The 17763-nt window shown below is 72.8% G+C and carries 17 protein-coding genes and 1 pseudogene; 14 read left to right on the top strand and 4 right to left on the bottom strand.

Translation table 11 applies throughout. The features are described 5' to 3' along the window. Positions 1–449 precede the first annotated feature (449 nt). A complete protein-coding gene (locus ACZ4SW_RS23005) occupies positions 450–1304 on the bottom strand; it encodes an NmrA/HSCARG family protein (RefSeq protein WP_468247744.1) in 855 nt (284 codons plus the stop codon). A gap of 218 nt (positions 1305–1522) precedes the next feature. On the opposite strand from ACZ4SW_RS23005, the gene ACZ4SW_RS23000 reads away from it, so the two are divergent. The 7 genes from ACZ4SW_RS23000 (at position 1523) to ACZ4SW_RS22970 (ending at position 9090) form a co-directional block, all read left to right on the top strand. Continuing rightward, a complete protein-coding gene (locus tag ACZ4SW_RS23000) occupies positions 1523–2479 on the top strand; it encodes a DUF5996 family protein (RefSeq protein WP_468247740.1) in 957 nt (318 codons plus the stop codon). Positions 2480–2799: 320 nt separating this feature from the next. After that, positions 2800–3294: an SH3 domain-containing protein gene (locus tag ACZ4SW_RS22995; RefSeq protein WP_468247737.1), complete on the top strand. Its 495-nt coding sequence runs from the start codon at positions 2800–2802 to the stop codon at positions 3292–3294. Between the two features lie 213 nt (positions 3295–3507). Beyond that, the gene (locus tag ACZ4SW_RS22990; protein WP_468247733.1) at positions 3508–4317 is read left to right on the top strand and encodes a helix-turn-helix domain-containing protein; all 810 of its coding nucleotides are present in this window, start codon (positions 3508–3510) and stop codon (positions 4315–4317) included. 140 nt (positions 4318–4457) lie between these two features. Next, positions 4458–5090 (top strand): hypothetical protein, encoded by a 633-nt coding sequence (locus ACZ4SW_RS22985; RefSeq protein WP_468247729.1) that lies wholly within the window; start codon positions 4458–4460, stop codon positions 5088–5090. Positions 5091–5297: 207 nt separating this feature from the next. Beyond that, positions 5298–7139: a phosphatidylglycerol lysyltransferase domain-containing protein gene (locus tag ACZ4SW_RS22980; protein ID WP_468247724.1), complete on the top strand. Its 1842-nt coding sequence runs from the start codon at positions 5298–5300 to the stop codon at positions 7137–7139. Positions 7140–7264: 125 nt separating this feature from the next. Next, complete coding sequence (locus tag ACZ4SW_RS22975; RefSeq protein WP_468247718.1) at positions 7265–8278, top strand: permease; 1014 nt, start codon at positions 7265–7267, stop codon at positions 8276–8278. Further along, positions 8275–9090 carry a TIGR03943 family putative permease subunit gene (locus ACZ4SW_RS22970; RefSeq protein WP_468247712.1) on the top strand — a complete coding sequence of 272 codons (816 nt, stop codon included), beginning with the start codon at positions 8275–8277 and terminating at the stop codon, positions 9088–9090. Before ACZ4SW_RS22975 ends, ACZ4SW_RS22970 begins: the two co-directional genes overlap by 4 nt. Before the next feature lie 61 nt (positions 9091–9151). Here the strand turns inward: ACZ4SW_RS22970 and ACZ4SW_RS22965 are convergent, their stop codons facing one another. Then, on the bottom strand, positions 9152–9754 hold the full coding sequence (locus tag ACZ4SW_RS22965; RefSeq protein WP_468247709.1) for a DNA polymerase ligase N-terminal domain-containing protein: 603 nt from the start codon (positions 9752–9754) through the stop codon (positions 9152–9154). A gap of 98 nt (positions 9755–9852) precedes the next feature. On the opposite strand from ACZ4SW_RS22965, the gene ACZ4SW_RS22960 reads away from it, so the two are divergent. Next, entirely contained in the window at positions 9853–10308 is a 456-nt protein-coding gene (locus ACZ4SW_RS22960) for an RpiB/LacA/LacB family sugar-phosphate isomerase (RefSeq protein WP_468247705.1), read from the top strand. 22 nt (positions 10309–10330) lie between these two features. On the opposite strand, the gene ACZ4SW_RS22955 is transcribed toward ACZ4SW_RS22960, so the two are convergent. Further along, the gene (locus tag ACZ4SW_RS22955; protein WP_468247700.1) at positions 10331–11110 is read right to left on the bottom strand and encodes a CDP-alcohol phosphatidyltransferase family protein; all 780 of its coding nucleotides are present in this window, start codon (positions 11108–11110) and stop codon (positions 10331–10333) included. A 107-nt stretch (positions 11111–11217) separates the two neighbouring features. Here ACZ4SW_RS22955 and ACZ4SW_RS22950 point away from each other — a divergent pair, with 107 nt between their 5' ends. The 5 genes and pseudogenes from ACZ4SW_RS22950 to ACZ4SW_RS22930 form a co-directional block, all read left to right on the top strand. Further along, positions 11218–12198: an NAD(P)-binding protein gene (locus ACZ4SW_RS22950; RefSeq protein ID WP_468247696.1), complete on the top strand. Its 981-nt coding sequence runs from the start codon at positions 11218–11220 to the stop codon at positions 12196–12198. 165 nt (positions 12199–12363) lie between these two features. Next, positions 12364–12762: a 6-pyruvoyl trahydropterin synthase family protein gene (locus ACZ4SW_RS22945; RefSeq protein ID WP_468247692.1), complete on the top strand. Its 399-nt coding sequence runs from the start codon at positions 12364–12366 to the stop codon at positions 12760–12762. Next, entirely contained in the window at positions 12759–13973 is a 1215-nt protein-coding gene (locus tag ACZ4SW_RS22940) for a glycosyltransferase family 4 protein (protein ID WP_468247686.1), read from the top strand. The genes ACZ4SW_RS22945 and ACZ4SW_RS22940 overlap by 4 nt, the downstream gene beginning before the upstream one ends. After that, positions 13970–14896, top strand: a complete 927-nt coding sequence (locus ACZ4SW_RS22935) for a class I SAM-dependent methyltransferase (RefSeq protein ID WP_468247682.1) — start codon at positions 13970–13972, stop codon at positions 14894–14896. Before ACZ4SW_RS22940 ends, ACZ4SW_RS22935 begins: the two co-directional genes overlap by 4 nt. Then, positions 14896–15879 (top strand): annotated as a pseudogene (locus tag ACZ4SW_RS22930) (lysylphosphatidylglycerol synthase transmembrane domain-containing protein); the annotation flags it as partial. The gene ACZ4SW_RS22935 and the pseudogene ACZ4SW_RS22930, both read left to right, overlap by 1 nt. A 212-nt stretch (positions 15880–16091) precedes the next feature. Here ACZ4SW_RS22930 and ACZ4SW_RS22925 read toward each other — a convergent pair. Then, positions 16092–16904: a creatininase family protein gene (locus ACZ4SW_RS22925; protein WP_468247676.1), complete on the bottom strand. Its 813-nt coding sequence runs from the start codon at positions 16902–16904 to the stop codon at positions 16092–16094. Between the two features lie 55 nt (positions 16905–16959). Between ACZ4SW_RS22925 and ribA the strand changes: the two genes are divergently transcribed. Next, positions 16960–17643, top strand: coding sequence for a GTP cyclohydrolase II (ribA, locus tag ACZ4SW_RS22920; protein WP_468247669.1), 684 nt, complete (start codon positions 16960–16962; stop codon positions 17641–17643). Positions 17644–17763: the final 120 nt, after the last annotated feature.

The following is a 17763-nucleotide window of genomic DNA, read 5'->3' as shown; positions in this document are numbered from 1 at the left end:
GCCGGGGGGGTCGTCCGGGCCTCCCTGTTGTTGGGCCGCGCCGCCCTGTCGGTCGGCCGCGCCGCCCTGTCGGCCGGCCGCGCCGCCCTGTCGGCCGGCGCGCACCCCCGCACCTCCGCCCCGAGCGCCCGCAATCGCAACTCCGGTCCCGTCACTGGTCCGACGTCACCGCGTCCTGAACGCGTCGACAACGACACACGCACGTCTTGCCCCCGTTTCCGCAGGTTGTGGCCTCGGCCGACGATTCTGCGCCGGGGCCCGGGTCTTGCCGCAAGCCCCCCGGTGCGCTATACGTTGAGAGTGGCAAGGAGAAGACTCTCCTTGCCTTCGTCTTTTGCCGCCCCTGAAATTGAGGGGCTTCTCGCGCATCACGGCTGGATTACCAGCCGCTGCCGGACGGCCGGGTGCGGCCGCAGGCGGCGGAACGCCCCCGTGGGCCAGGCGGCCTGTCATGGTGTCGATGAGAAGGCGCTCTCGGCCCAGTCGGCGAACGACGTCCAGCGCAGACCGGGATGAGCGGCGTGCATCGCCGGCACGTCGACGCGGTAGCCGTGGCCACGCAGGAACGCCCACATCGCCCGCATGTCGTCGTTGCCGATCTCGTCGAGCCGCACTTCGTTGTGGCGAACGGTCCGACCGAGCACCGTGCTCAACGTGGCGGCCATGTCATCGGGCGTGGGGGCGTCGCCGGCGAGCTCGATGCGCTGTCCGATGAAGCTGTCAGGTTCGGCGAAGACGGCGGCGGCGAACCCGCCCAGGTCGGGGCGTGCCAGTTGTTGCAGCGGGCGGTCCGGGGGCAGCGGCAGATCGAGCACCCCCTGGAGGATCCGGTCCACGCCGCCGAGGGCGTTGTCGAAGAAATAGGTGGGACCCAAGATCGTGTAGGGCACCTCGCCCGCGGCCAGTTCCCGTTCGATCACCGCCTTGGTCTCGAAGTGCGGGACGCCGGTGTCCTGGTCGGCACCTGCGACGGAACTGAAGACCAAATGCGGCACACGAGTCTCATGGGCGGCGGTGAGAACGGCCCGGCCCTGTGCGATCTCGGCGGCCGGCCCTGACTCGAAGGGCGTGGTCATCGCGAACACACCGGCTACTCCCCGCATGGCCGAGGCCAGGGACTCCCGGTCCCCCAGATCTCCGCCGACAACCTCGACACCGCGGGCGGCCAGGCGCCGGGCCGAAGCGGATCCAAGGTTGCGGACCAGGCCACGGACGGTCACACCGCGGGAGAGCAGCGCGCTGACGACGGCACTGCCCTGCCCTCCGGTGGACGCGAGTACCAGCACCGGCTGGTCGACCTTCATGATTGGGGACTCCTTCCGAACCGGCCCGGCAGGGCCTCCCGCCTCTGGTGGGACCGGTTGCTGGATCACTGTGGCGAGGCAGGCGCAGCGGCTGCTCGTGGAGCATGCCAAGCGTTCCGGTCCGATGGCCGGTGAGGCGCGCCGGGTTGCCTGATTCTCCGGCTGAGGGCAGCGTGGTCGGTATCGGTCAGTCGTCCTGGGAGGAGTGGGCTGTGGCCATGGTCTCCCATGGGGCGTCGCGGACGATGTGGCCGCGGCTGCGGGTCGCCGACTGGACCGAGACCCGGGACACACTGCACATGTGGACCCAGATCGTCGGCAAGATCCGGCTGGCCCACGCGCCCCTGGTCAATCACTGGTGGCAGGTCACCCTGTACGTCAGCCCGCGCGGCCTGACCACGTCGGCGATCCCCTACCGCTCAGGGGTCTTCGACCTCGAGTTCGACTTCCTCGACCATCGGCTGTGCGTCCGCAGCAGCGACGGCGCCAACCGCAGCGTGGCCCTGGAGTCGAGACCGGTGGCCGACTTCTACCGTGCGACGATGCGCGCCCTGAGTGAGCTGGGAATCGAGACGAGGATCCAGGCGTCTCCGAACGAGGTGGACCCGGCGATCCCCTTCGATGAGGACTACCAGCACGCTTCCTACGACCCGAGCGCCGCACAGCTCTTCTGGCAGCAGTTGCTGCAGGCCAACCGGGTGCTGGGGGAGTTCCGCTCGTACTTCGTCGGCAAGGTCAGCCCCGTGCACTTCTTCTGGGGTGCCATGGACCTGGCCTGCACGAGGTTCTCGGGGCGGGCGGCCCCGCCGCATCCCGGCGGCGCCCCGAACTGCGGTGACTGGGTGATGGTGGAGGGTTACTCCCGCGAGTTGAGCAGCTGCGGTTTCTGGCCCGGCGGCGGGGAAGAGGGGGCCTTCTACTCCTACGCCTATCCCGAGCCGGATGGCTTCGCCGCGCAGCCGGTCACCCCGGCCGACGCGTTCTACAGCTCCGACCACCGTCAGTTCCTTCTCCCGTACGAGGCGGTGCGTACTGCGGCCGACCCGGACCGGGTACTGGCCGGTTTCCTGCACACGACCTACGAGGCCGCCGCGGAACGCGGCGGCTGGGACCGGGCGGCCCTGGAGGAGGATCCGAACCGGTGGCGACAGCACCGTGGATCATCACCCGGGTGAGCGGGCATGACGACCCGCAATGACCCGGCGGCAGCGGTGGACCGGCCCCGAGACGGGGCCGTTCGCATGTCCGTACGGCTGTGCGTCCTCGGTCGGCTCCGGTGGGACGACGTCATCCGGCGGGTGGCGCGGGGCTGACCGCGTGTCGTGCGCCGTGGTGCGCGGCCCGTGCCCCGGCGGCTCGTCGCCGCCGCTCGTCCCACGGGACGTTTCCCGTATCCCTGGCACAACGGGACGGAATCCCCGGCCGTCGGCACGGAAACGCTGGGCGACATGAGATCACGCAGACCGTGATCGGCAACGTCAGCACGGAGGTTCCCATGATTCGCCGGACACTGCAGAGCGGCCTGGTGGCCGCGGTCGCGATGTTCGCGCTGGTGCCAACGGCCGCAGTCGCCGCCGACGGGAGCCGGCCCACCCCGGCGCCGGTCGTCCGGACGGCCCCGCACCGCCCGCACATCCTGCTCCCCGCCCCGGCCCGGCACATCCCGGCCCGGCATCGCGCACACCGCTCGCCACGGTGCTCCCACCCCGTCGGCCACACCCGGCACAGCACGCGCCCGGTCCGCCACCGGCGCTCCGTCCGCGTCGTGGGACACGTCGCCACGCGCCACATCGGACTGAACGTCCGCTCCGGCCCCGGCTTCCGCTACCGCGTCGTCGGCCACCGGCACGTCAACGGCCGCCTGGTACTGGTCTGCAAGAAGAACGGCTCGTACGTCTTCGGCAACCGGCGCTGGTACAAGCTCTCGGGCAACCAGGGCTACGTCTCCGCCCACTACGTCCGCGCGCGCAGCACCCTGCCCTGGTGCTGACCCCTCCAAGGGACGGCCTGCCCGGTCTCATGTGACCGGGCAGGCCGTCGGCGCGCTCCGTCCCCGGCGACTTCCGTCTCCCATTTCTCATACCGGTCCCGATGTGTGGCGGCACCGCACCCTCGGGAACACATCTCGACAACCAGGGCGAACCGCCCAAACAGGATCAGGTGTTGAGGGACAGGTCATGCGACAGCCCCAAGGATCGAGACCGTGAAAGCCGGCGCGGCACGGACGACGGAGCCCTGCGACCCACCGGTCGCACCGCCCGCACAGACGGACGAGGCGTTCGTGACCACGCTGCGCGACCTGAAGGAGCGCACCGGTCTCAGCCTCGCGGCCCTCGCCGCGCGCACCCCGTACAGCAAGTCCGCCTGGCACCGCTATCTCAACGGCGCCCAGCGGCCCCCCGGTTCGGCGGTCGAGGCGCTCGCCGCACTCGCCGGCGCCGACCCCGCCCCCGTTCTGGCCCTGTGGGAGGCGGCCGACCGCCCGCCTCCCGCCGGCACCGACACGCCGCCGTTCGAGGGCGCCTCGGCGCGGGCCCCCCGGCTCCGCCGGCTGCCGCTGTCGGCGCTCGCCCTGATCGTCACGGTCACCGCGGTCGCCGTCGCCCTCCTCGCGGCCGACCGCTCCGGCACGCCGGGCGGACGGCTCGCCGCGGCCACCCCCCGGTGCCGGGGCGGCGCCTGCCAGGGGCAGCTTCCGGACGTGTCCTCCTGCGACCGGGACGCGCAGACCAAGAGCAAGGTCCGCGACGCCTCCTACGCGGTGCGCCTCGAGTACTCCCCGACCTGCGGCACCGCCTGGGCCGAGGTCGACGCGGACGCCTCCGACGCCCGCGTCATCTCCGTCCGCAAGGGGCGGGACGTGCTCTCCGCCGCGTATCCGGGAGACGGCTCCGGTGACTCGGCGAGCCCCATGCTCGCCGTGACGTCGCCCGACGACGTGGAGGCGTGCGCCAAGGTGGACGGCAAGCTGGCGTGCACCGGTCTGGACGCCGAGCCCGCCGAGGAACGCTGACCGCATGTTCGAGTCGTCGCCACGGAGGGTGCGCGGTGTCCGTACTCCGCCCCTTCCGGATGTCCTACATGTTGTAGGGTTTGGCTCGTCCGTCCGCCGGTCCGTATCGGCCGGCCCGTAGTGTGCCGATCGGGGGATCTGTGCGGGAGTCCGAGGAGCCGTCACCAGCGGACGGCCCGATCTTCGAACGGGTCGTGGACCGGGCCCTCGGCCTTCCGCGGATCGCGTCGGCGATCGGAGCCGCCGGTGCCGGACCGGTACGCGAGCGGCTGCGGGCGCGGGCCCTGGAGGCGCGCGACCGCCTGGCCGGGGTCGCCGCCGACGAGTACGACCACTATCTCGCGCTGCGGGCCGCGGCCGCCGACCGTGACGGGCGGGAGGGCGACGGCGGGGATCGTATGCAAAGAAGACTCCTGCCCGCGCTCGCGGTCCTGGTGCCGAGCCTGGGGGCCGCGGCCACAGGGGTCTTCCTGCTGTGCGGTTTCGGGCTGCGGGCCTTCGCCGTGCGCCCGCACATCGGCGACGGGCTCGTGATGTCCGGGGTGATCGCCGCCGTCGTGACGGCGGGAGCGGCCCTCGGGGACCTCGCCTGGCTCCTGGCCCGCGCCCGCCGCGGCGACGACGGCGACCCGGCGGACCGCGATCCCCGGGTGCGCCGGGCCCGCGAGGCCTGGGAGCGCGCCCTGCTGGAGCGGGCGATCGTGCCGTTCCTGCTCGACCACGCGGACCTCGAGCGCGCCGGTCTGGAGCACGCCGAGGAGAGAGCCCCGTAGACTTCCCGGGTCCCCGTACGGGTGAACCTGTCGCCCCCGGCGACCGTCCCGCGGCACCCCCGCCGGGACCGCGGGGCTGGGATCCTCCTTGCCGGACTCCTACCCTGGGAAAGGCCACCGTTACCCCTACGAAATGTAGGGTCGATGCGAGTGCCTCTGTCCACGCCGGTCCTTCCGGCCTGTCTCTCGTCAAGGTGAGTCATCGCGGTGCCCGCACAGCAACAAGCAGTGATCGACCAGCAGCGCGCCCGGCGTCCGCGGGGCGCGGCGGGAGAGGGACCCTCGCTGCCCGCGCGCCTCGGCCCCGGGGCGGCCGTCGCCACGGTCTGGTACCTGCGGCTGATGGCCGTGCTGAACATCGTGGCCGTCCTCTCGCTCCCCTTCCGCGAAGAGGTGCACGAGCACAACGGCGGCCAGTTCTTCACTCCGTACCTGGCCACCGCCGGTCTGGTCTCGGCGGTCCTCGCCCTGTTCCTGGCCGCGGTCATGCGGCGCCGCAAGCGGGCGGCGTGGATCGTGAACCTGCTGCTCGCCGGTCCGCTGTTCGCGCTGTACGTGGCCGCCCTGACCCAGCACACCTACAACCGGCACGTCTTCAACTGGATCTCCGCCCTGCTCACCGGCCTGTTCGTGACCGCCCTGCTGCTCGGCCGCACGCAGTTCCGGGCCGTGGGCGACCGCTCCAACCCGAAGCTCGCGCTGATCGTCGCCGCCTGCGGCATCGTCGTCAGCGGCGGAATCGGCACCTGGCTGGTCGACGCCACCAACAAGGCGCACACCGAAGCCTCGGCCTCCCTGGCGGACAAGATCGTGTACGCGCTGCTGCGCGGCGTCAGCGTCGGTCCGCTCGCCGACCACATCGAGCACGTGCACGCCCCGCGCTGGGTGGACATCACCATCAACGTCCTGACCGCCGCGACCTTCCTCCTCGTCCTGTACGCCTGCTTCCGCGCGCCCCGGGGCCGCGAGCTGCTCGGCGAGGAGGACGAGCGGCGGCTGCGCGACCTGCTCGCCAAACACGGCGAGCGCGACTCGCTGGGCTACTTCGCGCTGCGCCGCGACAAGGCCGTGATCTGGTCCCCGAGCGGCAAGGCCGCCGTCACCTACCGTGTGGTCGGCGGCGTCACACTCGCCTCCGGCGACCCGATCGGCGACCCCGAGGCCTGGCCCGGCGCCATCGAGGAGTGGCTGAAGGAGGCCCGCCGGCACGCCTGGACGCCCGCCGTCATGGGCGCGAGCGAAGAGGCCGGCACCATCTACGCCCGGCACGGCCTGGACGCCCTCGAACTGGGCGACGAGGCGATCGTGGAGGTCGCCGACTTCAGCCTCGAGGGGCGCGCGATGAGGGTCGTGCGGCAGGCGCACAACCGGGTCCGCCGCGCCGGGTACACCGTGACGATCCGCCGCCACGGGGACATCCCCGAGTCGGAGATGGCCGAGCTGATCGAGAAGGCGGACCACTGGCGCGACGGCGCCACCGAGCGCGGCTTCTCCATGGCGCTCGGCCGCCTCGGCGACCCGGACGACGGCTGCTGCGTCATGCTGGAGTGCCGCGACGGCGAGGGCGAGCCGCGGGCCCTGCTCAGCTTCGTCCCCTGGGGCGAGCACGGTCTCTCCCTCGACCTGATGCGCCGCGACCGCGACTGCGAGAACGGCCTGATGGAGTTCATGGTCATCGAGCTGCTGCTGCGCGCCCGCGACCTCGGCATCGAGCGGGTGTCCCTGAACTTCGCCATGTTCCGCGCCGTCTTCGAACGCGGCTCGCGCCTCGGCGCCGGCCCCGTGCTGCGGCTGTGGCGCTCCGTGCTCACGTTCTTCTCCCGCTGGTGGCAGATCGAGTCCCTGTACCGCGCCAACGCCAAGTACCGGCCGGTGTGGGAGCCCCGCTTCCTGCTGTTCGAGAACACCCGCGACATACCCCGCATCGGGATCGCCAGCGCACGGGCCGAGGGCTTCCTGACCGTGCCGAGCCTGCCGTCCCTCTTCGGCCGCCGGCACGTCCCGGCCGCCCAGGGACAGCCGAAACCGGCGTACGGGAGCGGCCGGTGACGGCGGAAGGTCATTGAGCGGCAAAGTCCCGGGCCCGCGGTGAGACGCGGCGCCCGGGACTTCGTACAGGTGGGGAGGGGGCAAGCCCCCCGCGCCGCCCGCCGCTTCCCGGAGGTACCCCGCCCGTGACCATCGTCAAAGCACCCCCGGCCCCGGTCGACCGGGGCCGTGACGGGGAACCTGCGCAGGGCTGGCAGTTCAACTCCTCCCTCGGCCTGACCCTGCTGCTGCTCGTGCTGGTCGTCGGGCAGGGCCCGATCCGCCGGGCGCTGGGCGCGCCGGTGATGCAGAGCTGGATGACCGTGTTCCTCGCGGTGGTCGTCCAGGCGCTGCCGTTCCTCGTCCTCGGCGTCCTGCTGTCCGCGGCGCTCGCGGTGTTCGTCCCACCGTCGTTCTTCGCTCGCGCCCTGCCGAAACGGCCCGCGCTCGCGGTGCCGGTCGCCGGGGTGGCCGGGGCGATGCTGCCGGGCTGTGAGTGCGCCTCGGTGCCGGTCGCCGGGGCGCTGGTGCGCCGGGGGGTGACGCCTGCGGCGGCACTGGCCTTCCTGCTGTCCGCGCCCGCGATCAACCCGATCGTGCTGACCGCGACCGCCGTCGCCTTCCCTCGTGACCCGGAGATGGTCCTCGCCCGGTTCCTGGCGAGCCTGCTGGTGGCGTGCGCGATGGGCTGGCTGTGGCAGCGGCTCGGGCGCACCGACTGGCTGCGGCCGCCGGCCCGGGCGTCGTACGAGGGGCGGACCAAGGGTGCCGCGTTCTGGGGATCCGTACGGCACGACGTGATGCACGCCGGGGGCTTCCTGGTCGTCGGCGCCATGGCTGCGGCCACCCTCAAGGCCGTGGCACCGGCGAGCTGGCTGCGGACGGCGGCGGACAACCCGGTGGTGGCGGTCCTCGCGCTCTCCGTCCTCGCGGTGCTGCTGTCGATCTGCTCCGAGGCGGACGCGTTCGTGGCGGCCTCGCTGTCGCAGTTCTCGCTCACCGCCCGGCTGACGTTCCTCGTGGTCGGGCCCATGATCGACCTGAAGCTGTTCGCGATGCAGGCCGGCACCTTCGGCCGCTCCTTCGCGCTGCGGTTCGCGCCCGCCACCTTCACGCTGGCGATCCTGGTGTCGGTCCTGACCGGGGCGGTGCTGCTGTGAACCGCCAGGCACAAGCGGCCATCCTGTTCCTGGTCGGCGGAGCACTGCTGCACGCCGGGACCACCACCCTGTACCTGCGCTACGTCAAGGCGGGCCTGCAGCCGCTGCTGCTCGCGGCCGGCGCCGTCCTGATCGTCGCGGCGGCCGCCACGGTCTGGTACGAACTGCGCGGCGTGCGGGCGGCCCGACGGCGCCCGGGCGGCGCGGCGCACGACGAACGCGACGGGCGCGAGGTACACGAGGTAGCGGAGGTACACGCGGTACCGGAGGACCACGCACACGACGACGGCCACGGCCACGCCCACCACGAGCCGAGGATCTCCTGGCTCCTCGTCCTCCCCCTGTTCGCCCTCATCCTGGTCGCCCCGCCGGCGCTCGGCTCCTACACCGCCGTGCGCTCCGGTACGGCCCTCCAGCAGCCCCTGGCCTATCCGGCCCTGCCGTCCGGCGACCCGGTCAGGCTCGGGCTGGTGGACTACGCGGGCCGCGCGGCATACGGCCACGGGCGCTCCCTCGGCGGCCGGACGGTGGAGATCACCGGGTTCGTGGCCCTGGACCGGGGCGGGACGCCCTACCTGGTCCGCATGGCCCTCAACTGCTGCGCCGCCGACGCCCAGCCGGTCAAGATAGGCCTGACCGGCAAGCTTCCGCCCGTCCTGCAGCCGGACTCCTGGCTCGACGTCACCGGCACCTACACCGCCCGGCGCACCAAGGACCCCGTCAACGGCGGTGTCATCCCGTACCTCGACGTCATCCAGGCGAAGCCGGTCCCGACCCCCGGCGACCCGTACGACGAGAGCTGGAACAACTGAGCTCACTCGCGCACCCGGCCCTGCCGCCGAAGGACGGCCGGGCGCCCCGTCGTCAGGGCCCTCACTCCTCGGCGCCGTCCGCGGCCACCTGCGCGAGGGTGCGTCCACTGCGGACCGAGCGGGCGCGGCGCGGATGCGGCGTGCCGTGCCCTCCGGAGCCGGCCCGGCCCGCCTTCACCAGCAGCCAGGCCTCTCCCTTCCCGCCGCGGAACCGGGTCAGCGCGTACTCGCCGTGCAGCTTCGACCCGTCCAGCCGGAACGTGGCGTGCCCGCGCTCCAGCGACTCCTCGAACGGCACGGGCCGCCCGCGCCGGTCGTGGCTCAGCGGCCGGTAGGTGCCCCGGTCCCAGACGATCACGGTGCCGCCCCCGTACTCGCCCCGCGGAATGACGCCCTCGAAGTCCTCGTACTCCAGCGGATGGTCCTCGGTGGGCACGGCCAGCCGCTTGTCACCGGGGTCCGCGGACGGGCCCTTGGGGATCGACCAGGACTTCAGGACGTCGCCCACCTGGAGCCGGAAGTCGAAGTGCAGGGTGCTCGCGTCGTGGATCTGCACCACGAAGCGGGGCTCCGCGCCGGATGCCGCCGCGTCGCCCCGGGGCTCGGCGGTCCGGTCGAAGTCACGTTTGCCGCGGTACTCCCGCAGCCCGTCGCCGCCGCTCACGTCCGGCTCCTTCCGACTCGGTCCGGGACGGTCCGGGACCCGAGTACCCAGCAGGCCGCAGGGACCACCGGCGGGTGTGAGCGGGTACCCTCCGGGACATGCGGATCTCGGTCTCCTCGGACATGGACGAACCCGTCGCCCGCGGCCTGGTCGCCGAACTGCGCGCCCGCGGCCACGAGGTGCTGACCCACGGCGCGCTCAGCCCCGGGGACGACGCCCAGTGGGCGGCCTGCTCCCAGGCCGCGGCCGGCGACGTCGCCGACGGGCGCTCCGACCAGGCGGTCGTGTGCTGCTGGACCGGCACCGGCGCGTCGATCGCCGCGAACAAGGTGCCGGGCGTACGGGCGGCCCTGTGCACCGACGCGTACACGGCGGACGGCGCCCGCCGCTGGAACGACGCCAACGTGCTGGCGCTCAGCCTGCGCCTGACCTCCGAGCCGCTCCTCAAGGAGATCCTCGACGCCTGGTTCGCCGCCCGCCCCAGCGAGGACCCCGAGGACCGGGAGAACGTGGCCCGCATCGGACGGCTCGACGGCCGCAGGGCCGCCTCCTGAGGACCTGAGGCGACGGCGCCGGTCAGCCGCCCGCCACCAGTTCCGCGACCGGCTCGACCAGCACCTCGGCGGGCGCCGCCACCACCGCGCCGTCCCGCACACTCCACAGCCACAGCACGTCCCGCCCGAACGACCACACCAGCGACGCCAGAGCACATCCGACGACCGCCGCGCCCGCCGCGTACGGAAGCAGCCCCGACGCGGCCACCAGCAGCGCGACGCCCTGCACCGCCGCCACCGTCTTGCGGGCCATGCTGGGCGGCAGCTCGCCGTTCAGCCACGGCAGGACCCGGGCCGCCGCCACGAACACATACCGCATCGCACCGATCAGCAGCACCCACGGGCCCAGCGACGTCGACACGTACACGCTCAGCACCAGGATCAGGAACGCGTCGACCTCCATGTCGAAACGCGCGCCCAGCGCCGTCGACGTACCCGTGCGGCGGGCCACCTTGCCGTCCACGCCGTCCAGGATCAGCGCCACCGCCGTCAGCCCCACGAACACCGTCACCGGCGGCGCGCTCTCGAACGAGTCCGCGACCAGCGCCGTCACCCCGCCGACCAGGATCGCCCGGCCCAGCGTCACGCGGTTGGCCGGACCGAACGAGGTGAGCCGGGAGCGGAGCACGGCCCGGGTGAGCACGCCCCAGGTGGCGAGCGCGAACGCCAGGCCCGTCAGCCAGCCGGCCGGGCCCATGCCGATCGCCGTGCCCAGCAAGGTCAGCAGCAGCACCTGCACGCCCGCCCCCACGGTCGTCTCCTGCTGCAAGAGCCTCGCCTCGTATGTGTGGTTCAGGGCCACCGCTCACCCTCCGGCCAAGTGACAGATTCGATCTTCGCGCGTACCTTGTGCGCGACTTCTCGTAGCTGCGTACGTGGTGAAACGCCGGATCGTTCAGGGAGACGCACATGGACCTCACAGCACGCGCCTTCTGGCTGCGCTCGCCGGGCCACGGGGAGCTGCGGGAGGTGGAGCTGACGAAGCCCGGCGACGGCGAGGTGCTGGTGCGCGCCCTGTACTCCGGGGTCAGCCGCGGCACCGAGACCCTCGTCTTCCGCGGCGGTGTCCCCGAGAGCCAGCACGCCGCCATGCGAGCCCCGTTCCAGGAGGGCGACTTCCCGGCCCCCGTGAAATACGGGTATCTCAGCGTGGGGCAGGTGGAGCAGGGGCCGGACGAGCTGGTCGGGCGGACCGTCTTCTGCCTGTACCCGCACCAGAGCCGGTACGTCGTCCCCGCCACGGCCGTCACCGTCGTCCCCGACGCCGTGCCCGCCCACCGCGCCATCCTGGCCGGCACCGTCGAGACCGCCGTCAACGCCCTGTGGGACGCGGGCCCCCAGGTCGGGGACCGGATCGCGGTCGTCGGCGGCGGCATGGTCGGATGCTCCGTCGCCGCCCTGCTCGCCCGCCACCCCGGCGTCCGCGTCCAGCTCGTCGACGCCGACCCGGAGCGCGCCCAGGTCGCCCGTGCGCTCGGCGTCGACTTCGCCCTGCCCGGGGACGCGCTCGGCGACCGCGACCTCGTCGTCCACGCCAGCGCGAGCGAACAGGGACTTGTACGGTCCCTGGAACTCCTCGCCCCCGAGGGGACCGTCGTCGAACTGAGCTGGTACGGCGACCGGCGCGTCACCCTGCCGCTCGGCGAGGCCTTCCACTCGCGCCGGCTCACGATCCGCAGCAGCCAGGTCGGCACCGTCTCGCCGCGCGCCCGCGCCGGACGCGGCTACGCCGAGCGCATGGCTCTCGCCCTCGACCTGCTCGCCGACCCCGCGTTCGACGCGCTCGTCACCGGCGAGTCCGCCTTCGAAGACCTCCCCGACCTGCTGCCACGCCTCACCCGTGGTGAGATCAAGGGGTTGTGCCACCGAGTCCGGTACACCGCCGACTGACCTCCTCGCCGCCCGAGTTGCCCGGCCTTGGGGCGAACTCCCAAGGAATTCCCAAGGAACCTTCGAACAAGGAGAACCGGCAGCTGAACAACGCGCAGGGGTCAGCCGTACTACACGACATGCCCCGGAAGGGGGCCAGACGCACCGCACCTGGAGGGTCGTCCGTTGTTCAGCATCACCGTCCGCGATCACCTGATGATCGCTCACAGCTTCCGCGGCGAGGTCTTCGGACCCGCGCAGCGCCTGCACGGAGCGACGTTCCTCGTGGACGCCACCTTCCGCCGCGCCGAGCTGGACGACGACAACATCGTCGTCGACATCGGACTGGCCACGCAGGAGCTGGGCGCGGTGGTGAGCGAGCTCAACTACCGCAACCTCGACAACGAACCGGACTTCGCGAACATCAACACCTCGACGGAGTACCTGGCCAAGGTGATAGCCGACCGTCTCGCCGAACGGATCCACAAGGGCGCGCTGGGCGAGAGCGCCCGCGGCATCGCCGGCATCACCGTCACGCTGCACGAGTCGCACATCGCCTGGGCGAGTTACGAGCGTGCCCTGTGACCGACACGACCATCGACCACGCGTCCGTGAACACCGCCGGCCGGCCGGCCCAGCCCCGTCTCGGCTACGTGCCCGTGCAGAACACGGCCCTCAGCAACGCCGGCATCATCCCCATGTCGCTGCGCACCGTGCACTTCGTGATGCCGGGCGGCGTCGACGACCCGGCCACCCCCAGCGGCGGCAACGCCTACGACCGCCGGATCTGCCTGGACCTGCCCGGCTTCGGCTGGCAGGTGCACAAGCACCTGGTCGAGGGCTCCTGGCCGCGTCCCGGCGCGCAGGCGAGGGCCGAACTCGCCCGTACGCTGCGGGACCTGCCCGACGGCACGGTCGTGCTGCTGGACGGCCTGGTGGCCTGCGGCGTCCCCGAGATCGTCGTGCCCGAGGCCGAACGGCTCTGCCTCGCCGTCCTCGTGCACCTGCCGCTCGGTGACGAGACCGGTCTCGACCCCGAGACCGCGGCCGACCTGGACGCCAAGGAGCGCGCCACCCTCAGGGCGGTGCCCGCCGTGATCGCGACCAGCGACTGGGCGGTGCGCCGGCTGGTCTCCCACCACGGGCTCGCGCCCCAACGGGTCCACGTCGCCGCCCCCGGAGCCGACATCGCACCCCTGGCCCCGGGCACCGACGGCGTCTCGCGGCTGCTGTGCGTCGCCGCCGTCACCCCCCGCAAGGGGCAGCACCGGCTCATCGAGGCCCTCGCCACGGTCAAGGACCTGCCGTGGACCTGCGCACTGGTCGGCGGGCTCGGCCACGACCCCGAGTACGTTCAGCGGCTGCGCGCCCTCATCGACGAGCACGGCCTGGCCGACCGGCTGCACCTGGCAGGCCCGAAGTCCGGCGCCGAACTCGAGGCGAGCTACGCCTCCGCCGACCTCATGGTCCTCACCTCGTACGCCGAGACGTACGGCATGGCCGTCACCGAGGCCCTGGCGCGCGGCATCCCCGTCCTCGCCACCGATGTCGGCGGCCTGCCCGAGGCGGTGGGGCGCGCGCCGGACGGCGGGGTGCCCGGCATCCTGGTCCCGCCGGAGGACCCGGCCGCGATCGCCGCCGAGCTGCGCGGCTGGTTCGGCGAGCCGGACGTGCGGCGCCGGCTCAAGGCCGCCGCGCGCGGCCGGCGGGCGGCACTGGACGGTTGGGCGACCACGGCGCGCAGCCTGGCGGCCGTGCTGGGCCGGCTGCCTCACGAGCCTCGGAGGGCGGCATGAGCACGGGTACGACATCGACGGGGTCCGAGGCGTCCACGGAACCCGGGCCCGCGGGGCTCCCCGCGATCCCCGCGCCCGGTGGAGGCGAGACCGAAGTGCCCCGATACGCCCCGCAGTGGCTGAGGTTGCGGGAGCCCGCCGACGCGGCGGCGCGGGCCCACGAACTGCTCGACCCGCTGCGGATCCGCCTCGCGAACCGGCCCCGGCACGGCACCGAGCTGATCGTGCACGACCTGGGCTGCGGCACCGGTTCCATGGGCCGCTGGCTGGCCCCGCTGCTCGACGGCCCCCAGCACTGGGTGCTGCACGACCGGGACCCCTACCTGCTGCACTTCGCCTCGGTGGGGGCGCCCCGCGCGGCGGCCGACGGCAGCCGGGTGGGCGTCACCACCCAGCGCGGCGACATCGGCCGGCTCACCCCGGACGCGCTGACCGGGGCGTCGCTGGTGACCGCGTCCGCGCTGCTGGACGTCCTCACCGCCGACGAGATCGACACGCTCGCCCGGGCCTGCGTGGGCGCGGGCTGCCCGGCGCTGCTGACGCTGTCCGTCGTGGGCCGCGTGGAACTGACGCCCGGTCACCCCATGGACCGGGAGATCGGGGAGGCGTTCAACGCCCACCAGCGGCGCGGGGATCTGCTCGGCCCCGACGCGGTGCGCGTGGCCTGCGAGGCCTTCGACCGGCTCGGCGCGAGCGTAAGGGTCCATCCGAGCCCCTGGCGGCTCGGCGCCGACCAGCGGGAGCTGACCGAGGAATGGCTGCGCGGCTGGGTCGGCGCGGCCGTGGACCAGCGCCCGGACCTCGCGCCCCGCGCAGAGACGTATCTGCAGGACCGCCTGGCCGCCTGCGCGGCGGGCGACCTGGACGTGACGGTCCACCACAGCGACGTACTGGTCCTGCCCCGCCCGACGGGAGGCGCTTGATGACGACGCGGACGGCCGCTTCGGCGACGGTGGCGGAGGAGGCGCGCGTGCCCGTGGTGGAGACCGCCCCCGCGGCGGCGGCATCCCACACCGGGGCATCCCTGCGCCGCCGGGTCCTGCGCGCCCTGCGCGCCCACTTCGGGACCGTCGCCGGGGCGCTCATCCTCGGGGTGCTGCTGTGGCGGCTCGGGACCGGGGTGTTCCTCGACGGGCTGCGGCGGATCGACGCGCCGACCCTGCTCGCCGGGCTCGGGATCGGCGTGCTGACCACTGTGTTCAGCGCCTGGCGCTGGTGCCGGGTCGCCCACGCGCTCGGCATCAGGCTGCCGTTCGGCGCCGCCGTCGCCGACTACTACCGTGCCCTGTTCCTCAACGCGGCGCTCCCCGGCGGTGTCCTCGGCGACGTGCACCGCGCGGTGCGGCACGGGCAGAGCGCCGGTGACGTCGGCCGCGGCGTCCGCGCCGTCGTCCTGGAACGCACCGCCGGCCAGGTCGCCCTGGTGGCGGTGGGCGTCCCGGCCCTGCTCACGCTGCCCTCGCCGGTGCTGACCCAGGCCCGCCACCTGGCGGGCCTGCTCGCGCTCGCCGCACTCGGCGCGCTCGCCATCGTCGTGGCCGTCCGCATGGGCCGCACGCCCCGCCCGTCACGCCGGCGCCGGGCCGTCGGCGCCGCGCTCGCCGAGGCGCGCACCGCCCTGCTGGCCCGCGGCAGTTGGCCTTCCGTCCTGCTGTCGTCCGTCATCGTGCTCGCCGGGCACCTGCTGATGTTCCTGGTGGCCGCGCGGGTCGCCGGATCGCACGCCTCCCCGGTCACGCTCCTGCCCCTGGCCCTGCTCGCACTCATCGCGATGGGCCTGCCGCTGAACATCGGCGGCTTCGGCCCCCGGGAAGGCGTCACCGCCTGGGCCTTCGGCGCGGCCGGCCTCGGCGCGGACACCGGACTGAGCGTCGCGGTCGTCTACGGCGTCCTCAGCTTCGTGGCGAGCCTGCCCGGCGTCCTCGTCCTCCTCGCCCGCTGGTACACCGGCCTGCGGCACCCGCGCACCGGGACGGAGAACGCCGCGGAGGACGAAACCTCCGCGACGCGCCCCCGGCCCCCCGTACCGGGCGCGGAGCGCACCCCCCACGCGCTCCGCGCCCCCCGTCCCCGCACCCGGCACACCCGCCCGGCCTCCGCACGTCTCCTGACGCGGGGTCACCGGCGATGTGTCACGCCGTCATCGCCGCCGTCCGACGCGACCAGGGAGAAATACGGCTCGAAGGAGTCCGCGAGCGTCGCGAGCAACTTCTTCCCCTTCTCCGCACGAGCCAGCGAAGGACGCCCGATGACACCGGACTCCGTATAGGCCGACATACCGAGGGTGAGCAGATGCCGTCGGTCGTCGGCGATGAAATCCATGGTCTCGTGACCGGGCCTGACCAATTCGGGATGACAGTGCAGAAGAATGGAGGTCTCGATTTCCCCGGCATGCATGTCGCTGAGCAGCGAGGTCTGCACCCCGGCCCGCTCCCGGGCCGACTCCCAGTCCTCCGGGGCCGGGAAAAGCGCCATCCGCACACCGCTGCCCGAGGAATCCCGGACGGCATTGCCTTCCTGGACGACATTGCCGAGGACGTAATTACCGCCGTGACCGTTGACCAGGACCAGGGCCTCGACGCCCGAGCGTTCGAGCGATGCGGCGATGTCCCGTACGACCGCGTGGAGAGTGACGGAGGAGATGCTCACCGTTCCCGGCCACGCCGCGTGCTCGTGCGAGCAGGAGATCGTCACCGGAGGAAGGAGGTGAACCGGATACGCGGCGGCCAGCTCGCGGGCGATCGCGCAGGCGACCAGGGTGTCGGTCGCCAACGGAAGGTACGGGCCGTGCTGTTCGAAACTGCCCACGGGAAGGACGGCCACCTGGCGGTGCGGACCCTTCGCCCGCTCCCGTACGTCCCGCGAGGTGTCCGACGGCAGCACACCCGAGGTGTGGCCACCGGCAGTATCCGCAGTTCCCGAACCGCTCATCTTTTCACGGCCTTTCGTCTCGTACCGCCTGCGCTTACCAGATAGGAATCAGATCATGACAGACGTTGACGGCGTGCTCGGCGGGAATGCCCCCTCGGGAGTCACCCGGATCGCGAACGTGCCCACCGGGGTGACCCGAGTCGTGAATGCCCCGCTGCCCACCAAGTACGGCGATTTCCAGGCCGTCGGCTACCTCGACCACGACCGCGGCGACGAACAAGTGGCGCTGGTGTACGGCGACATCGAGGAAGAGGGCATGCTCGTCCGCCTGCATTCCGAATGCCTGACCGGGGACGCCTTCGGCTCCACGCACTGCGAGTGCGGGCCCCAACTCTCCACCGCCCTCAGGCAGGTCGTGGCCGAAGGCCGCGGCATCGTCGTGTACCTGCGCGGCCACGAGGGCCGCGGCATCGGCCTGCTGGCCAAGCTGCGCGCCATGAAGCTCCAGTCGGAGGGCCTGGACACGGTCGAGGCCAACCTCGCCCTCGGACTGCCGGTGGACGCCCGCGACTACCGCGTCGCGGCGGAGATCCTGCACGACCTCGGCATCCGGTCCGTGCGCCTGCTCTCCAACAACCCGCGCAAGCGGGAGGCGCTGCTGCGGCACGGCATCAAGGTCGACGAGCAGGTGTCCCTGCTCATCCCGCCGTGCGAGAACAACATCACCTACCTGCGCACCAAGCGGGAGCGGCTCGACCACTACCTGCCGCACCTGGACGCGGTGGTGCAGTCCTCCTGAGCGGCCTGCGCGGCGGCCGTCCGGCGCCGGCCGCCGCGCGCCCGACGTACCTGTCGTGTCATAAAGTGTCGCTTTTATCGCTGTCAGTGCTCGATGGCGCTTTTGCAATACTTGAGCCAA

It is taken from the genome of Streptomyces sp. NPDC028331 (assembly GCF_055565775.1).
Note: the sequence above shows the minus strand (reverse complement) of the source record. Positions and strands in the feature narration are given on the sequence as shown.

Coding starts and splice junctions, on each gene's coding strand:
- ACZ4SW_RS22935 (WP_468247682.1), top strand. CDS start 13,970: ATGAGCACGGGTACGACATCGACGGGGTCCGAGGCGTCCACGGAACCC.
- ACZ4SW_RS23005 (WP_468247744.1), bottom strand. CDS start 1,304: ATGAAGGTCGACCAGCCGGTGCTGGTACTCGCGTCCACCGGAGGGCAG.
- ACZ4SW_RS22950 (WP_468247696.1), top strand. CDS start 11,218: ATGGACCTCACAGCACGCGCCTTCTGGCTGCGCTCGCCGGGCCACGGG.
- ribA (WP_468247669.1), top strand. CDS start 16,960: ATGACAGACGTTGACGGCGTGCTCGGCGGGAATGCCCCCTCGGGAGTC.
- ACZ4SW_RS22995 (WP_468247737.1), top strand. CDS start 2,800: ATGATTCGCCGGACACTGCAGAGCGGCCTGGTGGCCGCGGTCGCGATG.
- ACZ4SW_RS23000 (WP_468247740.1), top strand. CDS start 1,523: ATGGTCTCCCATGGGGCGTCGCGGACGATGTGGCCGCGGCTGCGGGTC.
- ACZ4SW_RS22960 (WP_468247705.1), top strand. CDS start 9,853: ATGCGGATCTCGGTCTCCTCGGACATGGACGAACCCGTCGCCCGCGGC.
- ACZ4SW_RS22925 (WP_468247676.1), bottom strand. CDS start 16,904: ATGAGCGGTTCGGGAACTGCGGATACTGCCGGTGGCCACACCTCGGGT.